Genomic DNA, 26,170 nt, shown 5'->3' with positions numbered 1-26,170 from the left:
TCCCTCCACGCTGGTCGGTATGACAAGGGAAGAATGGTCGGGATGACAAGGACAGAGATCCCTCACGGGCAGACAGGGTCGTCTGCCCCTACAACGCTTAAACTAATGAAAGGAGCTGATTTATTTGAGCAGACTTAGTATCATCACCAAGGATATGGCTCAGGCCACTGTTGAGGAGATGTATAAGGATCTTGAGAGGCGTATAGTAGCTTCTCCACCGGGCTTGTGCCCTATCGACCTTGCTTCCTCGTTCCTGAAGATGGCCCATGCCCAGACCTGCGGCAAGTGCGTGCCCTGCAGGATAGGCCTTGGACAGCTTGAGAATCTGTTGGAAGATGTGCTTGACGGGAAGGCAACTATGGAGACTATCGACTTTATTGAAAAGACAGCCCGGAGCATTTATTACACAGCTGATTGTGCTATCGGATATGAGGCTGCAAACATGGTCCTTAAGGGGATCGAGGGCTTCAGAGATGACTACGAGGAGCATATACTTAGGAACCGCTGCAACTTCGGTATCTACCAGTCAGTTCCTTGCGTTTCTCTGTGTCCTGCAGGTGTTGACGTTCCTGGCTACATAGCCCTTATTGCTGAGGGCAGAAACGAGGATGCAATAAGGCTTATCAGGAAGGACAACCCGATGCCTGCTACCTGCGCATTCGTTTGCGAGCATCCCTGTGAGACAAGGTGCAGAAGAAACATGGTCGATGACCCGATCAATATCAGGGGTCTTAAGAGATATGCGGTTGAAAATTCCGGTAATATACCGCTGCCTGAAAGGGCTCCCCTTACCGGCAAGAAGGTCGCTGTCGTCGGGGGAGGTCCAAGCGGATTGAGTGCAGCATATTACCTTACCCTTATGGGTCACGAGGTCGAGATATATGAGCAGAAGAAACACCTGGGCGGAATGCTCCGTTATGGGATCCCAAGCTATCGTCTGCCCCGCGAGATACTTGATCAGGAGATCGGGACAATGCTCTCCCATGGAGTGAAGGTCCACCTTGGAGTTACTATAGGTAAGGATATGTCAGTAATGGATCTTAAGGAAAAGTTCGACAGCATATACATAGCTATAGGGGCTCAAACCGACAAGAAGATAGGTCTTGAGAACGAGGATGCCGAGGGAGTTTACTCTGCCGTTGATATCCTTCGTGATGCAGGCGACGGATATTATCCTGAACTGAAGGGAAAAAGAGTGGTCGTTCTTGGAGGCGGAAACGTAGCGATCGACGTGGCAAGATCAGCCGTAAGACTGGGGGCAGAAAGCTCTGATATAGTATACAGAAGAAGAAAGGCTGATATGCCTGCAATGAAGGAAGAAATAGAAGCAGCAGTAGCAGAGGGCTGCGAGATCTATGAGCTTTACAGTCCCAAGAGGATCGAAACGGATGACGATGGCAGGGTTACTGCTCTTTGGGTCCAGCCGCAGATCGTAGGACAGATCGATGGCGGGAGGCCAAAGGCTGTGGATGCCAAGGAAGCTCCTGTAAGGATCCCCTGCGATGTTGTCGTAATAGCCATAGGTCAGGGTATTGAATCCAAGGAATTCGAGAAGGAAGGGATCCCCGTAAGAAGGGGCCTTATAGATGCTCTTAATACTGCCGGTGTAGTTGGAATGCCTGATGTGTATTCGGGCGGAGACTGTATATCAGGTCCTGCTACTGTAATCCAGGCGATTTCAGCTGGCAAGGTTGCAGCTGCTAATATTGACAATTATCTTGGCTTCCATCATGAGATAGTTGCGGAGGTCAAAGTACCCGAGCCGAGGATAGCTGACAGAGTGCCTTGCGGCAGGGTCAATATGAAGGAAAGACCTGTTGAGGAGAGGTCAGACGACTTTGAGCTTTCCGAGCTTGGCATGAGTGACCAGGAGGCTATGCAGGAGTCGAGACGCTGCTTAAGATGTGACCACTTCGGCTTTGGAGTATTCAAGGGAGGGAGGATCGAAAGATGGTAAATCTGGTTATTAACAACATAGCTGTCACTGTACCGGAAGGTACTACAATTCTGGATGCGGCTAAGAAATGCCATATCGATATCCCTAACCTTTGCTATCTTGAGGGTCTTAACGAGATCGGTGCCTGCAGAGTATGTGTTGTGGAGGTCGAAGGAGTTGAAAGACTGGTCACCTCCTGTAACAATACTGTTGAAGAGGGCATGGTAATACACACCAATAGCCCCAAGGTAAGAAATGCAAGAAGGAACAACGTCGAGCTTATACTTTCACAGCACGATGCGACCTGCACCACTTGTGTTAGAAGCGGCAACTGCAGCCTTCAGACAATAGCAAATGATCTGAATATAATAGAAAGTCCCTTTAAGCTTGAAATGCCTCATGCCCGCTGGACTGAAGGCTTCCCGCTTGTAAGGGATTATGAGAAGTGTATAAAGTGTATGAGATGCATCCAGGTGTGCGACCATGTACAAAGCCTTAAGGTTTGGGATGTTGCCAACACCGGTTCGAGAACTAACGTAGACGTATCGCATAACAGAAGGATCGAAGAATCCGACTGTGCCCTTTGCGGCCAGTGCATAACCCACTGTCCGGTTGGAGCTCTAAGAGAAAGAGACGACACCGATAAGGTGTTCGAAGCTCTTGCTGATAAGGACAAGGTTACGATAGTCCAAATAGCTCCTGCTGTTCGTGCGGCCTGGGGCGAAGGCCTTGGACTTTCAAGGGAGTTTGCGACGGTCGAAAGGCTTGCTGCAGCTCTTAGAAGAGTAGGCTTTGACTATATCTTCGATACAAACTTCACTGCTGACCTTACTATTATGGAGGAAGGAAGTGAATTCCTTGAGAGACTTAAGAATGCAGATAACGAGACCTTCCCAATGTTTACCTCCTGCTGCCCGGGCTGGATCAGATTCATAAAGACCCAGTACCCGGATATGGTCGATCAGCTTTCAACGGCGAAGTCGCCACAGCAGATGTTTGGTGCAATAGCCAAGAGCTACTATGCCAAGCTTTTAAATGTTGATCCGTCAAAGATCTTCAGCGTTTCCATAATGCCTTGTACTGCAAAGAAATATGAGGCTGGTGTTCCTGTACTAAGCGACGCCGGTGCAGGTCAAGACGTAGATGTAGTACTTACGACCCGTGAGGTGGAAAGACTTATAAGGTCTGAGCATATCACAGTCAAATACCTCGACGAGGAGCCACTGGATACCCCTCTTGGAATAGGTTCAGGTGCTGCTGTAATATTCGGAGCTACAGGCGGAGTTATGGAGGCCGCTCTAAGAAGTGCCTACTTCCTTGTAACAGGCGAGAACCCTGCTCCGGACGCCTTTAAGGATGTACGCGGCAGAAAGGGCTGGAAGGAAGCAAGCTTTGACATAGCTGGCACTACCCTTAAGGTGGCGGTTGCAAGCGGTCTTGGAAACACCAGAAGACTGATAGAGGCCATTAGACGAGGCGAAGTAGAGTATCATTTCGTCGAGATAATGGCTTGCCCAGGCGGCTGCGCCGGTGGCGGCGGACAGCCTATATGGGACGGTAAGGAGCTTGCTGAGAAAAGGGCTGAGGTCCTCTATGGCTTGGATCAGATCAGCAACCTGAGATTCTCCCATGAGAACCCATCGATCACAAAGGTTTATGATGAATTCTTTGGAAGTCCTCTTTCCCACAAATCACATGAGCTCTTACACACTGACCATCATGCCTGGGAGCTTGATCCCACCAAGAAGTAATCCAATGAGCCTCGGTCCACGACCGGGGCTTTTGTGATATAATAAACATATATTATTTGACTGGAGTGTATAAATTATGAAGAGATTTTTAAGCCTTATGCTTGTACTGTTATTGTCAGCTGGCCTTATTACAGGATGTGCTGCTCCATCCACTCCCCCTCCCGCTCCTGAGGAGCCACCGGTAAGTGAGGGGCCTGACGCACCTGAGCCTGTTGAAGAGCCTGCGGAGAGTATAAATATCAGATTCGCATTTATGGAGGGTGTTACTGCCCTTACTGCCGGTAAGATGATGAAGGAGGATACTCAGGTTGACTCTGCCTTCCAAATCCAGTATGACCTTTTAAGATCCACCGATCTTCTGACATCATCCATTATGAATGGCGAGGCTGACATTGCAATGATCCCCTCTACTCTCGCTGCATCTGCATACAATAAGAATTTGGGATATACTGTAGCCGGTACCTCCACATGGGGAAATCTTTACCTTATTGGAACTGAGGATGCGCCGTTTTTGGGGGCGCTTGTTGGCAGAGAGATCACTACCTTTGGAAAGGGACTTACACCTGATCTCATATTCAGGATGCTGCTGCTTAAGGATGCCATCGAGCCTGATTCAGATCTGACTCTGAACTATCTTGCAACTGCAGCTGAAGTAGGACCATATCTATTGAGTGGAAAGGCGACCTTTGCAATTTTGCCCGAGCCTGCTGTTTCAGGAGTTATTGCAAAGTCTGAAGGCAAGGTAAAGATTTTATTTGATCTTAACTCCCTCTGGGCTGAATATATGCAGGTTGAAAAGGGATATCCTCAGGCAAGCCTTGTAATAAAGACAAGCCTTATCGAGGAACACCCTGAGTTTGTGGAGAGCTTCCTTGCGGCCTATGAGGAAAGCATCCAGTGGGCTATGGAGAACCCCGGAGAGCTTGGATCAGTTTCTGAGGAATTAGAGCTTGGGCTTGCTAAAGAAGCTGTAGTTTCGGGTATCAAGAGAATGAACATAGGCAGCTTCCCGATTGAGGATTCTAAGGCGGAGTATGAGGCATATTACAGGGCTATAATGGATTTTGCCCCTGACTTTATTGGAGGAAAGCTCCCGGATGAAGGATTATATTACAGGTAAAAGGGGTTTAAGAGCAGCTGCCTGGGTCACCCTGATGGGTGGTTGGGTCCTCCTTTCCCTCCTTGTGGACAATGAGGTCATTGTTCCTGGGGTTGGGTCTACCCTGTTGCGCCTTTTGTTAATAGTCTCAGGCAGGGATTTCTTGAATATCGTGGGCTATACCTTCTTAAGGTGCATTGCAGGCTTTTTGGCATCGCTTCTTATTGCCGTAGCCCTTGGGGCTCTTTCGAGATGGAGTGTATTTCTCAGAGAGCTTATGGAGCCTGTGCTTTCATTCTTAAGCTCGGTGCCCATTATGGCGATAATAATCCTTGCCCTTATATGGCTTGACAGCCAGCTGGTGCCTGTATTCGTAGGCTTTGTCATGGTGTTTCCAATCCTTTATGAGACTGTGTACAACTCTATCGTAAATGTTGATGGGGACCTAATAGAAATGGCTCATATATTTGGGGTGGATCGAAGGACTATGGCAATAGATATCTACCTCCCCTCCATCCTTGCAGGGATAGGCCGTGTCAGCTCCTCTACCCTTGGCACCTCCCTTAAGATGGTCGTTGCAGGCGAGGTTCTTGCTCAGCCTAAATTTGCCGTTGGAACAAGGCTTATGCTTGAAAAGACCTATCTCAATACTGACGGAGTGTTCGCATGGATAATAGTTATTCTCCTTATGTCCTGGGTGCTGAAGCTATCTATGGATCGGATAAAGGCGGCCTGGGAAAATAAGGGATGGATGTGATCAGTATGTATGCTGTAAGGAATATATCAAAAAGCTACAATGAGCTTAAGGTGCTTGATGATATTACAATTGAATTTGAGGAATTCAAGACCACGGCTATCCTTGGTCCTTCCGGTTGCGGAAAGACGACGCTGCTTAACATAGTGTCTGGATTGGATCAGCCTGATTCCGGTGAGGTCGAGGGATTTCTGTATGAAAAGATTTCCTTTGTGTTCCAGGAGGATCGGCTGATCCCCTGGAGGACCGTAGGTGATAATATCCGCTTTGTGCTTAAAGGAAAGATGGATAAAGAGAAGATGGAATGGACTGTCAATAGGTATCTGGAACAGGTTGGACTTAAGGAATACATTAACTATTACCCTAAAAAACTTTCAGGGGGGATGAAGCAGCGTATAGGCATGCTTAGGGCCTTTGCCTACCCTTCGGATATGCTTCTTATGGATGAGCCCTTCCGTTCGCTTGATATTGCAAATAAAAGGGCTTCAATGGATTTTCTCAAGGAACTAATTGCGTGTGAAATGAGGACATGTATACTTGTCACTCACGACCTTGATGAAGCCGTTGAGCTTGGAGACAGGATAGTGATCCTTTCTGACAAGCCAACTAAGGTGAAGAAGGTAATCACAAATATGTACCGGGTCGATGGTACGGAGGAAAGCAGGGTCAAGGCAAGAAAATTGATCGAAAATGAGATACTGAGCGTTCGCTGCGAAGTTAAGGAATCTCAAAAGTAAGTAAAGTTGGAACGTTGGAATGTAGGAAAGTTGGAAAGGTGGAAAGGAGCAAGGGACTGGGGAAAGAAAGTTTAAATTGACAATTGACAGTTGACAATTAAAGAATCCTGTCATTCCGAGCGAAGTCGAGGAATCTCTTGAGGGACTGGGGACTATGAACTTGGGAAAAGTAGATAGTAGATAGTAGGTGTAGTAGATAGCAAAAGAAAAAATATCAAAAGACGGGGATCCCTCCACTTCGGTCGGGATGACACATTAATCTAGTAAATTAAAAGATCCTTCGCAATCGCTCAGGGTGACAGATAAGATTTTTGTCATCCTGAACCAATGTGAAGGATCTGGTTTTTATTGTCAATCGTCAATTGTCAATTATTGGTATTATATCGCCGTCCAGCCGCCGTCTACTGCAAGGTACTGACCGGTAGTGTAGCTTGATGCATCTGAAGCGAAGTATACTATTGCTCCGTCAAGCTCTCCTCTTTTACCTATTCTACCCATTGGGCAGTAGGTCTTTACAACCTGCGCAAAACCTTCGTTCCCAACAATTCCTGCAGTCATTTCGCTTTCAAAATATGCAGGTCCTATTGTGTTTACTGTAATGTTGTACTTAGCCCACTCATTTGCAAGAGCCTTGCTAAGCTGCATTACTGCACCTTTTGAAGCAGCATAGGCTGAAATAGGAAGTCCTGCCATAGCTACTACACTGTGGATCGAGCCAATGTTTATGATCTTGCCATATTTTTGCTCGACCATCAGCTTTCCTACTTCTCTTGCTGTGAAGTAAACTGCATTCAGGTTGATGTCTATGGTCTTGTTCCAGGTTTCGTCTGATTGAGTCTCAGCCGGCTCACCTGCCCCTATTCCTGCATTGTTTACAAGAATGTCTATCTTGCCGAAATGCTCTTTGACCTTAGCAACTGCTTCCCTTATCTGAGCGTTGTCTGTCACGTCGCATTGAATTGCAAGTGCCTTAACGCCAAGTTTTTCAATGTCTTTCTTTACTTCATCCAGTTTCTCGACTCTTCTTGCCAAAAGAGCTACATCTGCTCCCTGTCTTGCCAATGCTGTCGCAAATTGTACGCCTAATCCTGATGATGCACCTGTTACCAATGCTACCTTGCCTTTAAGATCGAATAAATCGCTCATTAAATCACTCCTTTTAGGTTGTGGTTATTCTACCGTTCTTGCTATTTATACCCAAACGGATTCAGATGTATCAACAGATTGCGACTTTGTCGCTAGAGGCGATTAGCATTATGCAGCAGGCGCTTGTAAGGGTGGTCTTTGACCGCCAGAAAGCGATGGATCGGTATCAATCGTCAATTGTCAATTATTCTTAACGCTTAACGCTTATTCTACGACATTCTCCTTCTTCTTACAGCTCCTGCCTGGAATTTTTTCTGACCCAGGATCAACAGCATAACAAGGAATAGTCCGACTATTGTTATTGCAAGAGTTGTGATTATTGTTTCATATTGATTGTTATAGCCTGACGGCAGTGCATGCTTCATTAGGATCCCAAAGTATCCCCACATAGGGACGAAGCTGAAAGCAAGGTCCATGTTTATGATGGCTATTATGCTTGTAAATATCGCACCAATAATAGCCACATACCTTACCCAGTCTACCTCAGGTATCCCGAAGAACCCAAAATTCAGGCTTACAAGCATTACTACTGTGTTCGCTACAAGTGCTACTGTTATCCATCCAAAATAGATGCTGAATGGAAGCTTAAGATATATGTATTGAAGTCTTGTCAGCTTATTTCTTTTTATATTTAATACTATCATGAACAACACAATCCATAATCCTACCATAAATATCTCAGAAAGAACCATCATGTCATAATGCCATGCGAACAACCAGGCAATATTAAGAACCGAGGAAATGGTAAACAATATTGCTGTTCCATCGAGTATCTGTGGATCGCTTAGAGAATCAATGGCCTTTATTATGTTGAGACTATACAATACGTATACTAATAGCATGAAATATATGAATCCCCAGATCGAGAAAGTCCATCCTGCTGGCGTAAACATATTTGGATACAGCTTATCTGTTATATCTGCCGTATATAGCCCATTCAACGGAAGAGCATTGGCCATATAATTGGTTAATATCATAAATAAATAGGATATCGCTGCCACTATGCTTAGTGTTTTGTTGTTATCATTCCTTGCTGCCATCTGTTTTCCCCCTGGTCTGGTTTGATTAATTATACTACTTACTTTAGCTAAAAATATTGAATTTGTCAAACAAACAAAGCCCCGACACAAGGAAAGCGGGGCTTTGTTCTAATGGTGATGCATTTATTAGGGTTTTACTGTTGGCTGTTAGTTGTTGCCATTACCTTTACCGTTGCCACCCTTATTGCCTGGGTTGCTTTCAGGTTTGTTGTCATTCATTTCTTGGTCCTCTTCAGTATCTTGTTCAATATTTCTATTTTGTGTTTCTACTTCTTCCTGTTTCTTTAGTTGTCCAGGTGCGGTTTCTTTGCCCCTGGATTCAGTGAATATTTTCATTAATTCTTCTGGTTTTTCTTTAGCTAGTACTATAAGAGCTTCTTCTAGGCTTTGGCCTCTTTCAACAGTTAATGCATAGTCTTTCTCTAAGTCAACCACTTTTTCATCATCAGCTAACAGCAGTTTATTGACAATATTCAGCTTACCAGGAGCAATGCCTTCTTCTTTGGCTTCTCTTACTATTTCATTTGTTATAGCATCAATGTTTCCAGGGCCTTTTTCATAGCCTTTCTCTACTTCATCATTTGTTGAATTCTCTTCTCTTACTCTGTCCTTATCTCCTTCGCCTTCATCTTCAGCCATACGCTCTCTGATTCTGTTGATAAACTCCTCTGTATTTTCCTGATTACGAGATGATGCGGTAATATATAGATTTTCATAGTCTTCATCTATTTTCAACGCAAATCCTCTAATAGCTTCTTCAATTTCTTTCCCTTTAAGGTCTTCAAGGCTTCCATACAAGTCATCAAATTCTTCATCTTCATCATCATCGTCATAATATACATCTACCACTTTACCGTCTTTATTTACTTTGAATAAAACTTCAAAATCTCCATCATCTTCTACATAAACATCAAAGCTCGGTGCTGCATTTACATAAGTCCCGGTTCCAACCATCGCAAATATAAGTAGAGCTGCAACCAGTGTACCCCACTTTTTGTTGAATAATGGCTTCTTATCCTTCATTCTGATAACATCTCCTACTTTATAGTCTTCATCCTTTATCTTAACTACTGTACCATCATCTTTTAGCACTGCTGCATAGCCGTTTTTCACTTCAAGTATTACTGCTTTCATAACTACCTCCCCTCCTGCCTTACATATTCATTTAGCCACGGATAATCTCCGGCCAGTATTTCTACCACTGCTATTATATATTTACGATGTCTTTCGAGAATTTTTCGGGGTACCCCTGAATTATTTTCAATAATTTTTATTGGCAGCTGATTGCTTTCTTTCATTTGATTTATAATCAAAGGATTCTCAATGATCCAGTTTATCGCCTTCCGGCAAGCATCCCTCGTTTTTTGTGCCTTTGGAGACGCATCTGCCAGATCCATGAAAGATATGCCGTACAGTCTAAGATCCTCTTCAAGTGCCCGGATCTCCAGCTTTATCTCATCAGATTCTCTTGATGTGTCCGGCTCATTTTCTATATCTTCAACATGGATAACTTCATTATTTCGACTATTTATCCTGAACCAGTCTATCAGTCTGCGTCTTATCAACAGCTCTGCAAAGGCCATGAAGCTGCCTTTCTCGAGGTCGTATTTTTCTACAGCCTCCACAAATGCAGACAGAGCAATCGACCATTCGTCGTCGCTCCTCGTTATATAGTGCTTTGAGGTTCTTGAAGCTGCTTTGATAATGAATCCCTCCTGAGATTTTACGAAATCCTCAAGGGCTGTTTCATCATCCTTAACTTGAACTACCATGTTGTCGATCTCCCGCATGTAAAACACCTCTGGCTTGGTTATAACATTATTCTACCACCGCTTTGATCAAATATGCAAAATACCATTAAAAAAAGGCCTCGAAGGCCTTTTACCTGACTGCTGCTATTATCGATATCTCAACAAGAATGGATTCATCTGCCAGCTTTGCTTCTACACATGCTCTTGCTGGCTCATGCCCCTCTACTACCCATGCATCCCAAATCTGGTTCATTGCATCGTAATCTTTTATGTTTTTGAGGTATATGGTAGCTGACAAAATATGCTCCTTATCTAAGCCATGGCTTTTAAGCAGCTCATCGATCTGCTTCAGTACGACCTGAGTCTGGAATTTAACATCGATGATCTCCTCATCACAGGTCTGCCCGCACAGATATAATACATTATTATGTACTACAGCACTGGAGTATCTTCCGTTGCTCCCAAATCTTTTTATATCCATGATACATCCCTCCCATTCTTATGTTATTAGTTTACCAGTTTATTGGGCCTTAGACAATACTTACAAATTTAATCGAACCTTCGAATTGTTACAAAAAAGAAAGACCCGGGTTTCCCCGGGAGAAAATTTTATACTGCAGCATCGTCATTGACGACAAGTACTGGGCAATGTGCTTCTGATACTACTCTTTGAGAAACCGACCCTACAAAGAATCTTTTTATCCTTGAATAGCCCCTTCTGCCGATTACTATAAGGTCTGCTCCCATTTCTTCAGCAGCATCTGCAATTTCTTCTGAAGGAGTTCCCACTGCTATCCTCTTTTCAGTCTTGATTCCAGTCAAGTCCAGTTTTTCGACAAATTCATCCAGTATCTTCGTCTGATGTTTTTGAAGCTCTTCTGTCAGCATATCCTGGTTGTAGACACCACCATATCCGCTGCTGCCTGTCCCGATTATCTCAGGCCTTCTGGCAACCGTCATAAATATCAGCTCACTGCCATACTTTTTAGCTATATCGATCGCCATATCTGCAGCTTTCCGGGATGTTGGGGAGCCGTCGATCGGTACGAGTATCCTGTCCATAAGCTACCTCCTCTCATTAAATTCCCTTGTATCTTCTTTTTATATATACCCAAATGGTAATAGTTTTGTGAAAATCCGAAAAATTTGTGATAAAATTATATGGACTAATAGGAGATCGATAGAATGTTAAAGAATAATTACCACAAAGTAATAAACACACATAATAGGAAGCTTCAAATAATCGCTTCTTGAGCTGCAGCTTGAGGCTAAGCAGGCCGAGGCGTCAGAAATGGATTCATATAAAGGGCATTGATATTACTCCTCATGGTGATACTGTGATAAGGGCTGAAGATTATCTGGTAGTATTGACCAATGTAAAAGATGAACCAAGAGTCAGAGAGTTGATGGCTGAGCTTACTGAAAGCTGATTAGGGAGGTGGATGATATGAGAATTGAATATCATGAATTTTACAGCTCCAGTCTTAACAGGATGATGCCTTTTAAGAGCTACGGGCATGGAGGTAAGCCCATTATTGTTTTCCCGTCATCGGGAGGCAGCTTTTACGAATATGAGGATTTTGGAATGATAGAGGCATGCAGCAGTCTTATTGAGGAGGGTGTCGTAAGATTCTATACTCCTGACAGTGTAGATCAGGAAAGCTGGCTCAATAAGGGTAAGTGGCCTGGTGATATGGCAAGAATGCATAATGCTTATGATCATTACATAGTCAATGAACTGGTCCCCTTTATATGGGCTCACAGTGGCTGGCAGGGAGGTTTTATGACTACAGGCTGCAGCATGGGAGGCTATCATAGTGCAAACTTCTATTTCAGGCATCCTGACGTGTTTGATTCGGTTATAGCGCTTAGCGGGTTATATGATGCAAGGTTCTTTGTAGGGAATAACCTGTCCGACCCCGATGTTTACTTTAATTCACCGGTGGATTATCTTTCAAATCTTAACGACCTCAAATATCTTGAGGCTTATAGACACGGAAACATAATTATCTGTACCGGGCTTGGAAAATGGGAGGAGGATACCATAAGGGACACCAGGCTATTAAAGGATATCCTCGACAGCAAAGGAGTACCTGCATGGATCGATTTCTGGGGGTATGACGTGGACCATGACTGGACATGGTGGAGAGTTCAGATGCCGTATTTCCTTAATAGCCTTAGGGCTCAGGGAAAGTTGTAATATAAAAATGCTGTCATAGGTTGTAGTTGGCTGAACCAGGGTGACCTGAAGCAGCAGTTTCTGGGTCGAGGCTGGATAGCTTGACGGAAGGAATCCGTATCTTGTTTCATTAGGATTTATATAGACCTTTGTTAATTATTTAATTTGGTGCAGAGATCTGTCATGATATTTGACATTAAAAAACAGGATGAGAATTTATCCCATCCTGCTAAGTGATATGAATTAGATAGTCTTATCAAGAGCCTGCTTAAGGTCTGCTATTATGTCATCGGCATGCTCGAGGCCTATGGAAAGTCTTACAAGACCTTCTGAAATACCAGCTTCTACTCTTTCTTCAGGTGTATATGGTGAGTGGGTCATTGATGCCGGATGCTGGATAAGCGTCTCAGTATCTCCAAGGCTTACTGCCAGAGTGCAAAGCTCAACGGAGTTCATAAGAGTCTTTCCTGCTTCGAAACCGCCCTTAAGTTCGAAGGCGATCATTGCTCCAGGAAGCATCATTTGCTTTTTAGCCAGTTCATACTGCGGGAAGCTCTTAAGTCCAGGGTAAAGGACCTTATCAACTGCAGGATGAGCTTCCAGGAACTCAGCTACAGCCTGTGCATTTGAGCAGTGCTTTTCCATTCTAAGGTCAAGCGTCTTCATTCCCCTGTTTATAAGCCAAGCATCGAATGGGCTCATTGAAGCTCCGGTCATATCTTTTACGCCAAACAGTCTTACCTGGTCGATGAATTCCTTCTTACCTACTGCAAAGCCTGCAATAACGTCTCCGTGGCCGTTAAGATATTTAGTAGCTGAGTGAACAACTACATCGCATCCAAGGTCAAGCGGTCTTTGAAGGTAAGGTGTGCAGTATGTGTTGTCTACAACTACGATACAGCCCTCGACCTCATGAGCGATCTTAGCGATCTCAGCAAGGTCTGAGATATTCATATTAGGGTTTGCAGGGCTCTCAAGGTAAACAAGCTTTGTATTAGGCTTCATTGCCTTTCTTACATTCTCAGGATCTGATGTGTCAACAAAGTCTACCTCGACATTGAATTTTGAGATCCCGTGGTTAAGGAATGCGAAGGTACATCCGTAAAGAGTCTTGGCTGCTACTATGTGGTCTCCGCCGCCAACCTGTGTCCATATGACAGAGGTAATAGCTCCCATGCCTGAAGACATAACTATAGCTGCTTCAGCATTCTCAAGGTTTGCAAGCTTCTCTTCAACCTGAGTGCAGGTTGGGTTTCCAAGTCTTGAGTATATGTATCCCTCTTCCTCCCCTGCAAATCTTCTGCCACCTTGCTCGGCTGAATCGAAGATGAATGTTGATGTTTGGTAGATAGGTGTTGCCAATGCTCCAAACTCGTTCTTTTGGTATCCTGCGTGTACTGCTCTTGTTGAGAAATTCATTTTGCTCATTTTTTCCTTGTTCATTTGAATCCTCCCTTTAGATAGTGAATAGTTAACAGTGAATAGTGAATAGATAAATACAAAAGCTGATAATGGGGGAAAACGTTTTACAGTCCCATAAAGTATGACTGCTTTATAACAATATTAAACCACATTAATCAAAAATCTTCAACTGGCAAATAAATACCCGGAACCGATATATTTCGATTCCGGGCTTAATTTCAATGTTATTTCGCGTTTTGGAGTGCCAGGGCTACAGCTTCCTTGATTGCCATTGAAGTGTAGGTCGCTCCAGATACTCCATCTACCTCAGGTGAGTTGGCTTCCACTATGGCAGCTGGAACTCCAGCTATAGCAGGATCTGAAATACCTTCTGTCTCCTCATGGGCGATGACCTTAACACTTGCTATCTTTCCGTCAACTACCTCAACGGATACCTTTAGACCCGGGTGCATTCCTGCATCACTTGAGCCTTCATAGACCCCGTCGACATATACTGTAGGTGCTACTGCTCCCTCAAGTGCAAGAGTAACCGCTTCTTTTATGGCCATAGATGTATAGGTTGCTCCTGATACTACGTCAACACTTGGAGTGTTGGCTGCTACGATTGCCTGAGGCATCCCAGAGATTGCCGGATCACTGATCCCCGGTGTCTCGTCATGAGCTATAACCTTAACAGCAGCTATTTTACCACCTGCTATCTCAACTGAAACCTTAAGGCCAGGGTGCATCCCTGCATCGCTTGAGCCTTCATAAACTCCGTCGACATATACCCTGTCAGCCGGTATGATCTCTTCTGCTGGCTCCTCTGCCGGCTCTTCCGCTCCAACAGGCTCAGATGCCAATGCATTTTGAACTGCTTCTATGATCGCTGTAGAAGTATAGGTAGCTCCTGATACGACGTCAACTGCCGGTGAGCCTGACTCAACTATTGCTGCAGGTACACCAGATATTGCAGGATCGCTTATTCCCGGAGTCTCTTCGTGAGCGATCACCTTTACTTCTGAGATCCTGCCATCTGTTACCACTACTGAAACCTTCAGGCCAGGGTGCATTCCTGCGTCGCTTGAGCCTTCATAGGTTCCGTCAGCATATGTAACTGGCACCTTGTATCCCGGTTCTGCTGCAAGGGCGTTTGCAACTGCTTCCTTGATAGCATTTGAAGTCATAGTTGCCCCTGACACTGCATCTATTTCTGTTGATTGAGCTGCGATTATGTTTGCGGGCATCTCTGCTATTGCCGGATCACTTATCCCTGGAGTCTCGCCATGTGAAAGAACCTTGACATCAGTTATCTGCTCACCCGCCACCACTACCTCTACTATTAGGCCGGGATGCATTCCTGCATCACTTAATCCCTGATATGTACCGTCTGCAAGTCCTGCTGCCATCCCCTTACCCATCATGGAATTTCCTGCGAACAATACTAAAGCTGAAATCACGATCATTATTATTGCACTGACTGCTCTGCTTTTTGGCATATCCACTTCTCCCTTTCGTAATGCTTGTATTTTTATGGGCTTCGGGTGTTGATCCCTCTACCGATGGTAATATTGATAATAGTCTAACCGATAAATATATTATCAAAAATACACCCCTTCTACAATAGAAAACGAGAAATTAAATATGGATAAAATGTTACAAAATGGAGGTTTATGGGCTTATGTCATTAATGCTGGATGAATTTAATCGATTACTGGGACAATAATAACCTGTCATCAGATAACTCATTACCTTTTGATCTTTTGTAGAATTTCATCAGTTTTTCGAGAGAAAACTCCTTTCTTTCCTCTTTAGTACATGAAAAAGCACCCTTTGCCACTCTTCCATAAGCCAGTGACAGGTTCTCAAGCATTGACAGCGAAGGAGCCGTGCCCAGGAAGAATACTTTAATACTGCTCTTCCCACCCATATAAGATCAGCCGATCCTTCCTGAAGAAGTTTTCCAACGGCAGTTGGGGCAGAGAAAACCCAGAGAAGACAAATGTCAGCTCTGGGTCATTGAAGTTAATGCAGAAGCTTTATCGATTTACAGTTTTGTTTCCGATTCTGTAGAAGTGTAATCCCAATTCCTTGAGTCCAGGTCCTTTATTGCCTCGACTACGGCATCTACCAGGACCTTTGTCATTTTTTCACCCTTTTCCGGAGTTGCCTTAGTTGCATCACCGGTTTGAGCAGTATTTGTTATCTCTGCAAAATCCCATTTCATTTCAACATACTTCGGAAGCTTGTCCGGGATCACACAGGTTGCGAGTTCCTTCTCGCACCATTCAGGGAACATGTAGTATGCGATCGAGGACTCGCCTTCACCAGCATGCCCAAGCCCGTTCCAAACCTCGAAGGTCCCCTCAGGCAGCAGGTCTCCTGCTGTTACCCACCATGCAGGCAGCGCTGCTATCCTTGCCTGGGGATACTTTTCTTTTATTTTCCTTGAAGCGATCTCCATGGGGGCGATGTTTCCGTCGTGGCCATTCATCAGGAATATCCTGTTCACGCCATTCCTTAGAACAGACTCGATTATGTCATAAATAACCTGTGTGACAGTATCATATCCAAGGGATATTGTGAATGGAAAGGTGTCATAGTGTGCACTGTACCCTACTGTTACGGGAGGAAGTACAAGCAGCCCATCTACCTTGTCTGCAATCATGCAGGAAAGCTTGTACGAAACTATGGTGTCAGTTCCCTCGGCAAGGTGCTTTCCATGGGCCTCGCATGATCCAATGGCAAGTATCGCCTTGTTATAGCCTCCTTCTTTAACCTGATTAGCTGTAAGCTTTAATAGTTCGTGATTAGCCATTAAGTGACCATCTCCTTTTTATTGCTTTTAATTGATTGTATTAGTTGGACATGCTGACTTCCTTCTGGAATACGAATTTACCGCCTTCAACTTTATTTATGGTTACTGATTTGTTTGGTACATGACTTCCGTCCTCATAGGTTATTACTCCTGTGACCACTTCAAGTCCTTTTGTTTGAGCGATTGCATCTCTTATTGCTGTTGGATCGGTTACATCTGTTGCTCTACCCAAAGCATCGGCTATTAGATACATTGCATCGTAGCCAAGGGCTGCAAATGCATTTTCAGGTGCTCTTCCATATGCATCGTTATATGCCTTAACGAAGTTTTGTACTTTCTCGTCTGTGTTCTCCAATGAAGTATGGGTTGCAACATAAGTATCCTCTGCAGCCGGACCAGCTACTTCAATTAGCAGTGGAGTGTCGAAACCGTCACCGCTTATTACAGGAAGTGTTACGCCCTTATCTCTGAATTGCTTTACTACAACACCTGCATCGTCGGGAACGCCTGATATGAATAGTATTTCTGCTCCGTTTTGATTAGCAAGGAATCTGTCGATTTGAGCTGAAAAATCCGGATCCTTATTCATATAGTTGTCCTTAAGTACGATCTCCCCACCCTTTTCAACAAATCTCTCTTCAAAGAAGAATGCAAGGGTCTTTGTGAACTCCATGGATTGGTCGATCAGCATATATGCCTTTGTTACTCCCAGCTCATCGATTGCATACTCTGCAGCTGCATATGCCTGGATGTCGTCGCCAAATGGAGCCAGGAATGCGAAATCTCCTACCTGGTCAGGCAGTGTCGGGAGAGTTGCCCCTGATGTAATGAACGGGATACCTTTCTCCTGGGCTACGTTTCCTGCTGCCAGTGCGTAGTTGGAATCTGACAAGCCTGAGATTACAACGCATTTGTCAACATCGATCATCTTCTTTACGTTACTTGCAACGGTTGTTTGCTCTGTTTTTCCATCATAGGATACTACGTTGATCATCTTGCCGTTTATCCCTCCGGCAGCATTTATTTCATCTGCTGCCAGCTTGAAGCCGTTGTACGAAGGCTCATCAATAGATGCCTGTCCGCCAGTGAGGTTGAATATGGCACCTACGTTTATTGTCTCTGCCCCGGCTTCCTCTTTTGTACCACAGCCAGCTATTGATAGTACCATTGTCAATATTATCAAAATGGAGACTGCTCTTTTAGTCATTTTGCTTTTCACTTCTACTCCCCCTTCTTTTTTCTTTTTTTATTTGAGATCCAGACACTTATTCGTGTCGGAATACTGCCAATACTTTTTATGCTGCCCTTTAGAGATTCCATGAATATCCTGTATTCACTTTTGTCAAATACGCTTTTGTATGTTTTAAGCGAGAATATGCTTTCAGTTATTATCTCGCTATATCCCATGATTCCCTGCCTTCTGAAGATAATTAGAACAATCAGAAACGACGAAAGAATGATGTTTGATATTCCATATAGCTCAGGTAGTCTCGTTCCGAATATCCTTAGTCCGTTCTCCAGCGGAGCCAGGAATTCCGGGATATACGTCATCAGGATAGACCCCACAACTGATCCGCTAAGGGATGACATCCCCCCAATTATGGAGGTTTGTACTATTTTAAAGCTGTAGTCGATGTAAAAAAACTTTCCGGATATTACACTTTGCATATGTCCCCAGAGGCCGCCTCCAACTCCTGCAATAAATGCGCTTATGCAAAAGGCTGACAGCTTTTTGGTGGTAAGATTTACACCCAAGGTCTGCGCCGCTACGTAATCATCCCTCATGGCTATTAGTCCTCTTCCGTATGCGCTGTTTATAAGTCTGTGAAGAAGGTATAAAACCAGGATCACGATTGTAAAAATGATCCAGGTAGATGCATACGGCGGAAGACCAGTCACTCCCCTCGCCCCGTTTGTAAGCTGGTCCTCGTTGTCCAATACCGCCCTTACAATTACAATCAGTCCGATAGTGGCTACTGAGAGATAATGCCCCTTGAACCTCAATACAGGAAACCCTATAAGTATTGCAACTATTGCTGCGAATATACCTCCTGCAAGAAGTGCCAAAGGAAATGGTAGAACCAGGTTCATAAGCCATTCGGGAAGTCCAGGCATGTAGGTTGCCTTTTGTGCTGCATTCAGGGTCAGAGTTGCAGACGTATAGGCCCCTATAGCCATGAAGGCTGCATGTCCCATTGAAAACATCCCTGAGAAGCCGTTTACAAGGTTCAGGCTTGCAACCAGGATTATGTTGATGCCAACCAGATTGATAAGCCCTGCGTAATATCCTCCACTGTCAAGACCTGCGTAAATGATTACTGCCAACGGAATAAGCACGAACAGGATGAGGCGGAATATATTGCTGTCTTTTAGCTTCATCAGCTTCGCCCCCCTTCGTTGGAGCCAAGTATTCCATTTGGCTTTATCAGGAGGACCAGGATGAGAACAAGGAAAACAAAGGCATCTCTGTAGGGAGTTATCTCTGTCGGCATCAAGCCTGCAAAGAGCATTTCAATGATTCCAAGAATGAACCCTCCCAAAACGGCTCCTCCAAGACTTCCGATCCCTCCCAAAACCGCTGCACAGAATGCTTTAAGTCCGGGTACAAAGCCCATCAGGGGATCTATTGTCTTGTATTCGCCTGCAAGCATCAGGCCTGAAAGAGCTGCCAATGCCGAGCCTATTGCAAAGGCGATGACGATTATTGTCGTTACGTTGATCCCCATCAGCCTTGCTGCGTTCATGTTGTCAGAGCATGCTCTCATAGCCATTCCAACTCTTGTATTCTTTATCATGTAGGACAGGGCAATAAGTATTACAAAAACTGCCACAAAGGTTATGATATTCATCGTCGATAATCTCACTGTCCCGAATGTATGAAGCTTTGACAGATAGTCCGGGAGGTGGAATGCGACTCTTTGAGGTGAAAAAACCATCACAATGATGTTTTGAATAAGTATCGAAACAGCCAATGACGATATAAGTGTAGTTTCCTCTCCGGAGCTTCTTAATGGCCTGTATGCCACCCTTTCTGCAGTTAGCCCGACTATTATTGAGAGAGCAACAGAAATGATTATGGTCAGCCACAATGGCATTCCATAGGTCGTGAAAAGGACCAGTATGGTATAGACCCCTACGGTCATTATGTCTCCGTGAGCAAAATTGATCAGCCTGAGTATCCCGTAAACCATTGAGTAACCAATGGCAACCATGGCGTATACGCTGCCAAGCTTTATGCCGTTGAACAGCTGACTTAGAAAATATCCAAAATCAGGCATCGTATTCACCTCCCAGGTAGGCTTTCTTGATCCCGGGGTCCTCAATTAGCTCCCTGCTCCATCCAGTTATCTTAATTACTCCAGTTTCAAGGATATATGTCCGGTCGGATATCTCAAGAGCATCATAAGCATTTTGCTCCACGAGAAGCATTGTGATCCCGTCCTTTTTAAGTTGTCTAAGTACATCAAATACATTTTGAGTCATCAGTGGAGAAAGTCCCATTGAAGGCTCATCCAGGAGTAAAAGCCTTGGAGCCCCCATAAGCGCCCTCCCTATTGCGAGCATTTGCTGCTCCCCTCCGGAAAGAGTACCTGCGGTTTGCTTTAGTCTCTCCTTAAGGATTGGAAAAAGCGTCAGTACCCTTTCAAAATTCCTTTCAACCTTCTCTTTATCCTTTTGCAGGAATGCTCCGAGCTTTAGATTTTCCTCTATGGTCATTTTCGTAAATATCTGTCTGCCCTCCGGTACTTGTATAATCCCTCTTTGGACTATGACATGACTGTCGACACGAGTTATATCCTCGCTATCCATGGTGATTTTACCGGATTCTGCTTTCAAAAGTCCTGATATGGTCTTTAATATGGTGCTTTTCCCAGCTCCGTTTGCTCCTATCATTGCAACGATCTCGCCGTCATTTATGTCCAGCGAAACGTTGTGGACCACTCTTATGGAATCGTATTTTACGCAAAGGTTCTCAATCTTAAGCATGCTCTCTCGCCCTCCCCAGGAATGCCTCGATAACCTTCGGGTCATTCCTGATCTCTTCAGGCAAGCCCTTGGAAATTACCTCGCCAAAGGCCATGGCGTAGATATAGTCACATAATCCCATGACTACCTTCATGTCATGCTCTATCAATACGATCGTAAGGTTGAACTGCTTACGGATATTTCTCAAGATATGTATCAATTCAGCACTTTCATGGGGGTTCATACCGGCTGCCGGTTCATCCAGCAGCAACAGCTTAGGCGATGCAGCCAATATTCTGGCTATTTCAAGTTTTCTTTGAGCTCCATAGGGCAGTGAGCCGGATACGTGCTGAGACATTTGATCTATTCCCATGATCTTAAGCATATCCATTGCCTTTTCATACAACTCTCTCTCTTCATTTTTAAAAGCCGGAAGCTGAAGAATAGCCTGAACATTATTGTAGTTTCTATGGATCTGTGCTCCAATAACGACATTCTCAATGACAGTCATTTTCTTAAAAAGCCTTAGATTCTGATAGGTCCTCAGTATTCCGAGCCTAGCTATCTTATGGGGCTTCATGCCTGTTATGTCGTTGCCCATATAAAAAATATTTCCGGAGGTAGGCTTTAATACTCCTGAAAGCATGTTTATTACAGTGGTTTTCCCTGCACCGTTTGTGCCTATCAAACCATATATCTTGTTCTCTTCAATCGTTGAATCAAAACCCTTTACTGCTCTTAGTCCCTTGAAATGCATCTCTAGAGCTTTGGTCTCAAGTAAAATGCTCATGTCTCTACTCCTTTGATTTTATGTATTTACTGCGCTTTATTATCGCATTAGTTTATTAATAATTCGATATTATATCACTTCTCAATAATGTTGTAAATTAATGCTAAAGCATAATTTATTCAGGGTATCGTGCTCACTTAAAAAAATATTTTCATCCAGGGCATAGAAAAAGCACTCTTTCCAGAGTGCAGTTCATTTTATCCGATCCTATTGTTTTAGCATCAGCTTTATTTTCAATATATCAGATGATCCAGGCCTATAGCCTTAACATCCTCAAGATTTACGGCTCCTGAGTCAATAAGGTATTTCATCAGCACGGGTCCGTTCTTTATTGATCTTTGCAGCGCCATGTGGGATATTATTGCAATATCGCCTCTATAGAATGCTTTGTTATTGTCTGCGTAATCATCTGATGTCAGCTCGAGCTCCCTTGTCAGAGGTGTTGGGTCATCCCATCTGAAATCCCCTTCAGAATCATTATAGCCCAGAGCTCTTAAGGCAAATGTCAGGTATTGGTAGGTTGTCACCAGGTCATTGGCACCAAATTTATCGGTGCTTACACCCTTGGTCAAGCCGTTCGCGAATGCATAGCCCACATAGGGCTCTGCCCATTGGTCGACGTCAGTAAACGGATGTTCCCAGGTCTTTGACAAGGCTTCTGCCTCCTTGCCAAGGAGCCTTACCAGCATCGTCAAGGCAACCTGTCGTGTGGGTGCCACTAACAGATCGAACTTGGGTCTTCCGAGGGCGTCTGTGCCTGTCCCCTTAAAAAGACCCAGTGCATAAAGATCATTTGCGGCTCGCTCCATCCTTCCAGTATCAGGACCGCCAGGTCCTCCAGATGTGCCTCCCAAGCCTCCGCCTGTGTTTCCTTCTCCTAAAATGCTGCCATTCAGCCTTAGATTTTCTATGGTTTCAACGTGAAGCATCCCATTGTTGTATATATTTCCATCAACGATGAGATGGCTGCCGCTTCTAAGCTCCAGCATTCCATTTACCACAAGATCCCCATCTATCCTAAGTCTGTTGTTCTCCATCACCATAACCGTGGTACCCTTAGGGACTTCAAGACTCTTAAGACTCATATCTAAGGCGATGTTGAAGTAGCCGGGATTCGCTACTGCACCGTTTATGATAAGCATTCCACCGTTATGCATGATCCCCTTTTCACCTGTAAGAGTTCCATTAACTACAAGGACTCCTCTTTGTTCCAGGGATAAGGATGAGCCTTCAGCTATCTTTAGGTCATTTACTACCAGCAGAGTATGGAGCTTTGCATTGCCCGTAAGTGTTCCATATTCTATGACTGCGTTGCTGCTCTTGAACGGATTGTTGATTTTGTCTACAGCGTGGGCGTTATCGACCAATATTCCATCCTCAAGCCATACATCGCCGAATCTTCCCGTATAGGTCCCGCTGTTTATAACAGTCACACCCATTATTCTTAAAGCTGATGCAGCTTGTCCAACAAAGTCCCCTCCATTTATAACCAAAAGTGAGTCACCAGTGTTTTCTATGGCTACAAAACCGCCTGTTATTTTACCGGGACCGTTTATGGTAAGTATATTATTCCCCTGCTGAGTAATTGGGACTCCGGAGTTTTCCCTGGCGTCATTCACGTAGGTATATGTGATCGAAAATCCATTCAGGTTCAGTGTGTGAGTTCCCCCTGTTATGATTATTGCAGTATCTGACCTGAGTGACGAGGGTATAACGATATTTGCGCCAAGGGTTACATTGCTTCCTGTGGTCGTCTCCAATGCCTTCTTTAACTCCTGATAGGTCGATACTGTAACAGCTGAAATATCCGCTGCAATAGCGACATTACCCAACAGCATTGAAATAATCAAAACAAAGATCAAAGGCTTCTTTATCCTGGTCATTAACTTCCCTCCTTATGAGCGTTATTATAAATAGGTATAGGTGACCATTATGCTTAAAAACAATAGCCGCAGGGCTTGTAGCCATTCATTATGGCGTGATCAAGGCTTTCAAAGTATATGAGGTTCTCTTCGCTGATCTGTCCGGGATGGGTGTAGTAAAGCTTATGGTATTTGTCGCTCTTTATGCTTCCCTTGTACTGTGCCGTCTCGGGATCACCGATTGGTCCTGACAGGGCTTTTGTCTTATCAATCACAAACAGATTTGATACCGGTTCTGAAGGCTGAGGCAGCGGGTTACCCCAGATCCCAAGCTTCTTCTCTTTCGCAATGCTCTCAAGGGCAGTAAACTCCTCCAGGTATTTTACATTCGGCGGATATGTTGCAACACTAGCTATGCCATTTTCAAGAAGAACCTTGTTTAGCATGATCCCATCCAGCCATATGTAGGCAAGAAGCCTGCCATATTGGTCCCTTTCCTCGATATCCAGCTCCAGCTCAGCATATCTTCCAGTAAGGGCTGCTTTTGCATATTCAAGTGCAGCGACTGCCTGAGGGTCATTGACCTGTTGACCATTAACGAATATCTCAGGTGTGTCGACCCCTATGAGGCGAACAGTTTCCTCAGCTCCGTTCTTTGATGCTACCAATGTGTCACCGTCGATTATCCGTACTATTTTATAAAGCATTATCTCGTTTATATCTGAGTTTACAAGTACGGTTTTTGAGTTACTGTCCCAGCCGACCTGTGCTCCAAGGCTTTCAGCTATGAATCTTGCGGGGACCATTGTCCTGCCTGATACTATGACTGCCGGGGCATCAAGCTCCTTTGCACTTCCGTTTATATATGCGATTTTACTGTCGATTGTCAGAGTTACGACTGTGCCATCTTTTGTTCCTGTTACAGTTCTTGTGCCGGGGTCCCAATTTAGCTCTGCACCTAATGCTTCAAATATTGCCCTTAGGGGGACCAGGGTCCTTCCATTTTGGATCTGGGGCATTACTTCCATATCCAGCCTGGAGTTGTCTACGTATACCTTGATAGGCTCTGCTGCAAAGGCGATATTTCCAATCAAGACGGATAATATCATAATGACGGTCAATAATATATTTATCTTCTTCATAGCGCACCTCCTTAGGATGATTATAACATAAAGGTACCGGTACCTAAATGGGAAGTATCCCCATGTTTTAGTACCAGTACCAATGGTCATTTGTTGGGCTTGCATACATACCAGTTTGAGTTCTTACCAATATTTATGACTCTCACTTCGGAGAAGCAGTTCTCCATTTCCTTCATGCAGTCCCTCATCTCCGGCTCAGCATGCTCGATAAAGTGAAAATAGTCTCCTCCTTCAAGCCATTCCACGAATGATGTGATCGGGGTCCTTTTATTATTGTAATCGTGTATTATGACGTACTCCCTGGCTACTCTGCTCATCTCTATATACATTTTCTTCCTTGAATCTTCCTTCATTCCATGGGCTACGTGAGATGCTATGGCTATGTCAAAGCTGTTGTCTTCAAAAGAAAGACCATCCAGGACACTACCAAGAATGAATTCCACTTTGCTATTCTCAGGTTTACCTTTGGCAACCTGCAGCATCCTCTCTGCGGGGTCGATCCCGGTCACTTCCAAGTCTTTCGAGGCTAAAACCGAGCACAGAGCCCCAGTTCCACACCCCACATCGAGTATTGTTTTGTAAGCTGTAATATCAATGTCTCCTTTTACCTCTTCTATAACTTTTATGAAGCTTCTTTTTTGATAATCGTAGAACCAGCCATATATTCCTGCAATTGAATTGAATATTCTTCTGCTTTTTTGTTCAGACAATTGATATCACCTCTTCGATAGTAAAGTCTGTTGTTAAATGATATCCCTAATGGCTTAAGTTCAAACATAAACACAAGACAAAAGCTGCCTGTAAATTCAAGCAGGCAGCTTTAGAGTAATTACATTCACTTGATAAATTACAGCAGTCCTATCCTCTTCATCGTAGCTTTCAATTCTCTTCTTTGGATCTCATCGATAGGCTCCATAACTACCTTGCATACGTCTGTCCTAATAACTCCCATCCAGTAAAGTGCTGCCTTATATGCTGGTATGTAGGAGAGAACATTAGGGAACGCGAAAGAATTGATCGTTGCCAGCTTCTCCAGGAATATTTCTCTTGCTTCATCGATCTTGCCTTCCTGAATAAAATTGAACATGTCTGTCTGTTCTCTTGGCAGGATATTGCTTGCAGCAGATGTCATTCCCTTAGCTCCATATAACAGCATCAGGTAGTTCATCTGATCATGGCCTGACCAGGCTTGAAGCTTGCCGCCTGTTGCTTCCTCATAGGCTGCGATCTTGGGTGCATATGGAACAAATAATTTAGCGCAGTGAAGATTCGGCATGTCGTCCGCCATTTTTTTCAAAAGCGGCAATCCCATCTCGATGCCAGCGCCTCCGTCGTAAACCATTATAGGATGCTCAGGCACTGAATCAGCTATATGCTTTATGTGTCTGTAGATACCATCTTGTCTATGAGGATGGTAGTATGGACCTGTGGTGAATATATAGTCTGCACCGTGTTCTGCTGCATGTTTCGCAAGCATTGCAGCTCTGTCGCTTGAAGAGTCGTTTACTCCCACTCCAACAGGAACCCTGCCCTTGGTTTGATCCAAAACTATCTCTACATATTGCATTCTTTCTGCTTCAGTAAGGGCGAAAACCTCTCCCGTGCTTCCAAGAGTCAGGATCCCATGAACTCCTCTGTCTATTACGTAGTCTACGAGATTTCTTGTGGATTCCTCGTCTATGGTACCATCCTCGTGAAGCGGTGTTACTGTAAGTACATGATTCCCGAAGAGTTTGTCTTTTCTTTGTTGTAACAATTCACTCATTACATCATCTCCATTCCCTCGTTATATTATTGA

The 26,170-nt window shown here is 44.3% G+C and carries 26 protein-coding genes; 7 read left to right on the top strand and 19 right to left on the bottom strand.

Translation table 11 applies throughout. From position 1 onward, the window contains the following. The first annotated feature begins 124 nt into the window (after window positions 1–124). From EC328_RS03025 to EC328_RS03005, 5 genes are all read left to right on the top strand, one after another. Window positions 125–1,957 carry an NAD(P)-binding protein gene (locus EC328_RS03025; RefSeq protein WP_128425432.1) on the top strand — a complete coding sequence of 611 codons (1,833 nt, stop codon included), beginning with the start codon at window positions 125–127 and terminating at the stop codon, window positions 1,955–1,957. Continuing rightward, window positions 1,951–3,687, top strand: coding sequence for an NADH-dependent [FeFe] hydrogenase, group A6 (locus tag EC328_RS03020; protein WP_128425431.1), 1,737 nt, complete (start codon window positions 1,951–1,953; stop codon window positions 3,685–3,687). Before EC328_RS03025 ends, EC328_RS03020 begins: the two co-directional genes overlap by 7 nt. Window positions 3,688–3,763: 76 nt before the next feature. Then, window positions 3,764–4,807 (top strand): ABC transporter substrate-binding protein, encoded by a 1,044-nt coding sequence (locus EC328_RS03015; RefSeq protein ID WP_128425430.1) that lies wholly within the window; start codon window positions 3,764–3,766, stop codon window positions 4,805–4,807. Continuing rightward, window positions 4,785–5,543, top strand: a complete 759-nt coding sequence (locus tag EC328_RS03010) for an ABC transporter permease (protein ID WP_128425429.1) — start codon at window positions 4,785–4,787, stop codon at window positions 5,541–5,543. The genes EC328_RS03015 and EC328_RS03010 overlap by 23 nt, the downstream gene beginning before the upstream one ends. Continuing rightward, window positions 5,534–6,277: an ABC transporter ATP-binding protein gene (locus tag EC328_RS03005; protein ID WP_128425428.1), complete on the top strand. Its 744-nt coding sequence runs from the start codon at window positions 5,534–5,536 to the stop codon at window positions 6,275–6,277. The genes EC328_RS03010 and EC328_RS03005 overlap by 10 nt, the downstream gene beginning before the upstream one ends. A gap of 378 nt (window positions 6,278–6,655) precedes the next feature. Here the strand turns inward: EC328_RS03005 and EC328_RS03000 are convergent, their stop codons facing one another. From EC328_RS03000 to EC328_RS02975, 6 genes are all read right to left on the bottom strand, one after another. Continuing rightward, window positions 6,656–7,423: a glucose 1-dehydrogenase gene (locus EC328_RS03000; RefSeq protein ID WP_128425427.1), complete on the bottom strand. Its 768-nt coding sequence runs from the start codon at window positions 7,421–7,423 to the stop codon at window positions 6,656–6,658. Window positions 7,424–7,632: 209 nt separating this feature from the next. Then, window positions 7,633–8,463 carry a tryptophan-rich sensory protein gene (locus EC328_RS02995; RefSeq protein WP_128425426.1) on the bottom strand — a complete coding sequence of 277 codons (831 nt, stop codon included), beginning with the start codon at window positions 8,461–8,463 and terminating at the stop codon, window positions 7,633–7,635. Window positions 8,464–8,610: 147 nt separating this feature from the next. Then, the gene (locus tag EC328_RS02990; protein ID WP_128425425.1) at window positions 8,611–9,597 is read right to left on the bottom strand and encodes a hypothetical protein; all 987 of its coding nucleotides are present in this window, start codon (window positions 9,595–9,597) and stop codon (window positions 8,611–8,613) included. A gap of 2 nt (window positions 9,598–9,599) precedes the next feature. Further along, a complete protein-coding gene (locus tag EC328_RS02985) occupies window positions 9,600–10,253 on the bottom strand; it encodes a sigma factor (RefSeq protein ID WP_128425424.1) in 654 nt (217 codons plus the stop codon). Between the two features lie 91 nt (window positions 10,254–10,344). After that, a complete protein-coding gene (locus EC328_RS02980; RefSeq protein ID WP_128425423.1) occupies window positions 10,345–10,695 on the bottom strand; it encodes a RidA family protein in 351 nt (116 codons plus the stop codon). Between the two features lie 128 nt (window positions 10,696–10,823). Beyond that, window positions 10,824–11,276 carry a universal stress protein gene (locus EC328_RS02975; RefSeq protein ID WP_128425422.1) on the bottom strand — a complete coding sequence of 151 codons (453 nt, stop codon included), beginning with the start codon at window positions 11,274–11,276 and terminating at the stop codon, window positions 10,824–10,826. A 188-nt stretch (window positions 11,277–11,464) separates the two neighbouring features. Between EC328_RS02975 and EC328_RS02970 the strand changes: the two genes are divergently transcribed. Beyond that, window positions 11,465–11,644 (top strand): hypothetical protein, encoded by a 180-nt coding sequence (locus EC328_RS02970; protein ID WP_128425421.1) that lies wholly within the window; start codon window positions 11,465–11,467, stop codon window positions 11,642–11,644. Window positions 11,645–11,661: 17 nt separating this feature from the next. Continuing rightward, window positions 11,662–12,414 (top strand): esterase family protein, encoded by a 753-nt coding sequence (locus tag EC328_RS02965; RefSeq protein WP_128425420.1) that lies wholly within the window; start codon window positions 11,662–11,664, stop codon window positions 12,412–12,414. A gap of 222 nt (window positions 12,415–12,636) precedes the next feature. On the opposite strand, the gene megL is transcribed toward EC328_RS02965, so the two are convergent. From megL to EC328_RS02900, 13 genes are all read right to left on the bottom strand, one after another. After that, window positions 12,637–13,836: a methionine gamma-lyase gene (megL, locus tag EC328_RS02960; RefSeq protein WP_128425419.1), complete on the bottom strand. Its 1,200-nt coding sequence runs from the start codon at window positions 13,834–13,836 to the stop codon at window positions 12,637–12,639. Between the two features lie 203 nt (window positions 13,837–14,039). Further along, window positions 14,040–15,293 carry an FMN-binding protein gene (locus tag EC328_RS02955; protein WP_128425418.1) on the bottom strand — a complete coding sequence of 418 codons (1,254 nt, stop codon included), beginning with the start codon at window positions 15,291–15,293 and terminating at the stop codon, window positions 14,040–14,042. Between the two features lie 212 nt (window positions 15,294–15,505). Continuing rightward, the gene (locus tag EC328_RS02950; RefSeq protein WP_128425417.1) at window positions 15,506–15,724 is read right to left on the bottom strand and encodes a hypothetical protein; all 219 of its coding nucleotides are present in this window, start codon (window positions 15,722–15,724) and stop codon (window positions 15,506–15,508) included. A 117-nt stretch (window positions 15,725–15,841) separates the two neighbouring features. After that, window positions 15,842–16,612, bottom strand: a complete 771-nt coding sequence (locus EC328_RS02945; protein ID WP_128425416.1) for a creatininase family protein — start codon at window positions 16,610–16,612, stop codon at window positions 15,842–15,844. Window positions 16,613–16,652: 40 nt separating this feature from the next. Further along, window positions 16,653–17,831, bottom strand: a complete 1,179-nt coding sequence (locus tag EC328_RS02940) for an ABC transporter substrate-binding protein (protein WP_206363906.1) — start codon at window positions 17,829–17,831, stop codon at window positions 16,653–16,655. 2 nt (window positions 17,832–17,833) lie between these two features. Continuing rightward, window positions 17,834–18,991, bottom strand: a complete 1,158-nt coding sequence (locus EC328_RS02935) for a branched-chain amino acid ABC transporter permease (RefSeq protein ID WP_128425415.1) — start codon at window positions 18,989–18,991, stop codon at window positions 17,834–17,836. After that, complete coding sequence (locus tag EC328_RS02930; protein ID WP_128425414.1) at window positions 18,991–19,890, bottom strand: branched-chain amino acid ABC transporter permease; 900 nt, start codon at window positions 19,888–19,890, stop codon at window positions 18,991–18,993. The genes EC328_RS02935 and EC328_RS02930 overlap by 1 nt, the downstream gene beginning before the upstream one ends. Beyond that, a complete protein-coding gene (locus EC328_RS02925; RefSeq protein ID WP_128425413.1) occupies window positions 19,883–20,599 on the bottom strand; it encodes an ABC transporter ATP-binding protein in 717 nt (238 codons plus the stop codon). The genes EC328_RS02930 and EC328_RS02925 overlap by 8 nt, the downstream gene beginning before the upstream one ends. Continuing rightward, on the bottom strand, window positions 20,592–21,368 hold the full coding sequence (locus EC328_RS02920) for an ABC transporter ATP-binding protein (protein ID WP_128425412.1): 777 nt from the start codon (window positions 21,366–21,368) through the stop codon (window positions 20,592–20,594). The genes EC328_RS02925 and EC328_RS02920 overlap by 8 nt, the downstream gene beginning before the upstream one ends. A 233-nt stretch (window positions 21,369–21,601) precedes the next feature. Further along, complete coding sequence (locus EC328_RS02915; RefSeq protein WP_128425411.1) at window positions 21,602–23,251, bottom strand: pectate lyase-like adhesive domain-containing protein; 1,650 nt, start codon at window positions 23,249–23,251, stop codon at window positions 21,602–21,604. A 53-nt stretch (window positions 23,252–23,304) separates the two neighbouring features. Further along, a complete protein-coding gene (locus EC328_RS11480) occupies window positions 23,305–24,372 on the bottom strand; it encodes a stalk domain-containing protein (protein ID WP_164906010.1) in 1,068 nt (355 codons plus the stop codon). Between the two features lie 86 nt (window positions 24,373–24,458). Then, the gene (locus tag EC328_RS02905) at window positions 24,459–25,082 is read right to left on the bottom strand and encodes a class I SAM-dependent methyltransferase (RefSeq protein ID WP_128425410.1); all 624 of its coding nucleotides are present in this window, start codon (window positions 25,080–25,082) and stop codon (window positions 24,459–24,461) included. A 137-nt stretch (window positions 25,083–25,219) separates the two neighbouring features. Continuing rightward, entirely contained in the window at window positions 25,220–26,137 is a 918-nt protein-coding gene (locus EC328_RS02900; RefSeq protein WP_128425409.1) for a dihydrodipicolinate synthase family protein, read from the bottom strand. Window positions 26,138–26,170: the final 33 nt, after the last annotated feature.

Source organism: Gudongella oleilytica (assembly GCF_004101785.1).
In the GTDB taxonomy this organism is placed as follows: Bacteria; Bacillota; Clostridia; order Tissierellales; family Tissierellaceae; genus Gudongella; species Gudongella oleilytica.
The sequence above is the reverse complement of the archived record's forward strand: the minus strand, read 5'-3'. Positions and strand labels throughout refer to the sequence as shown.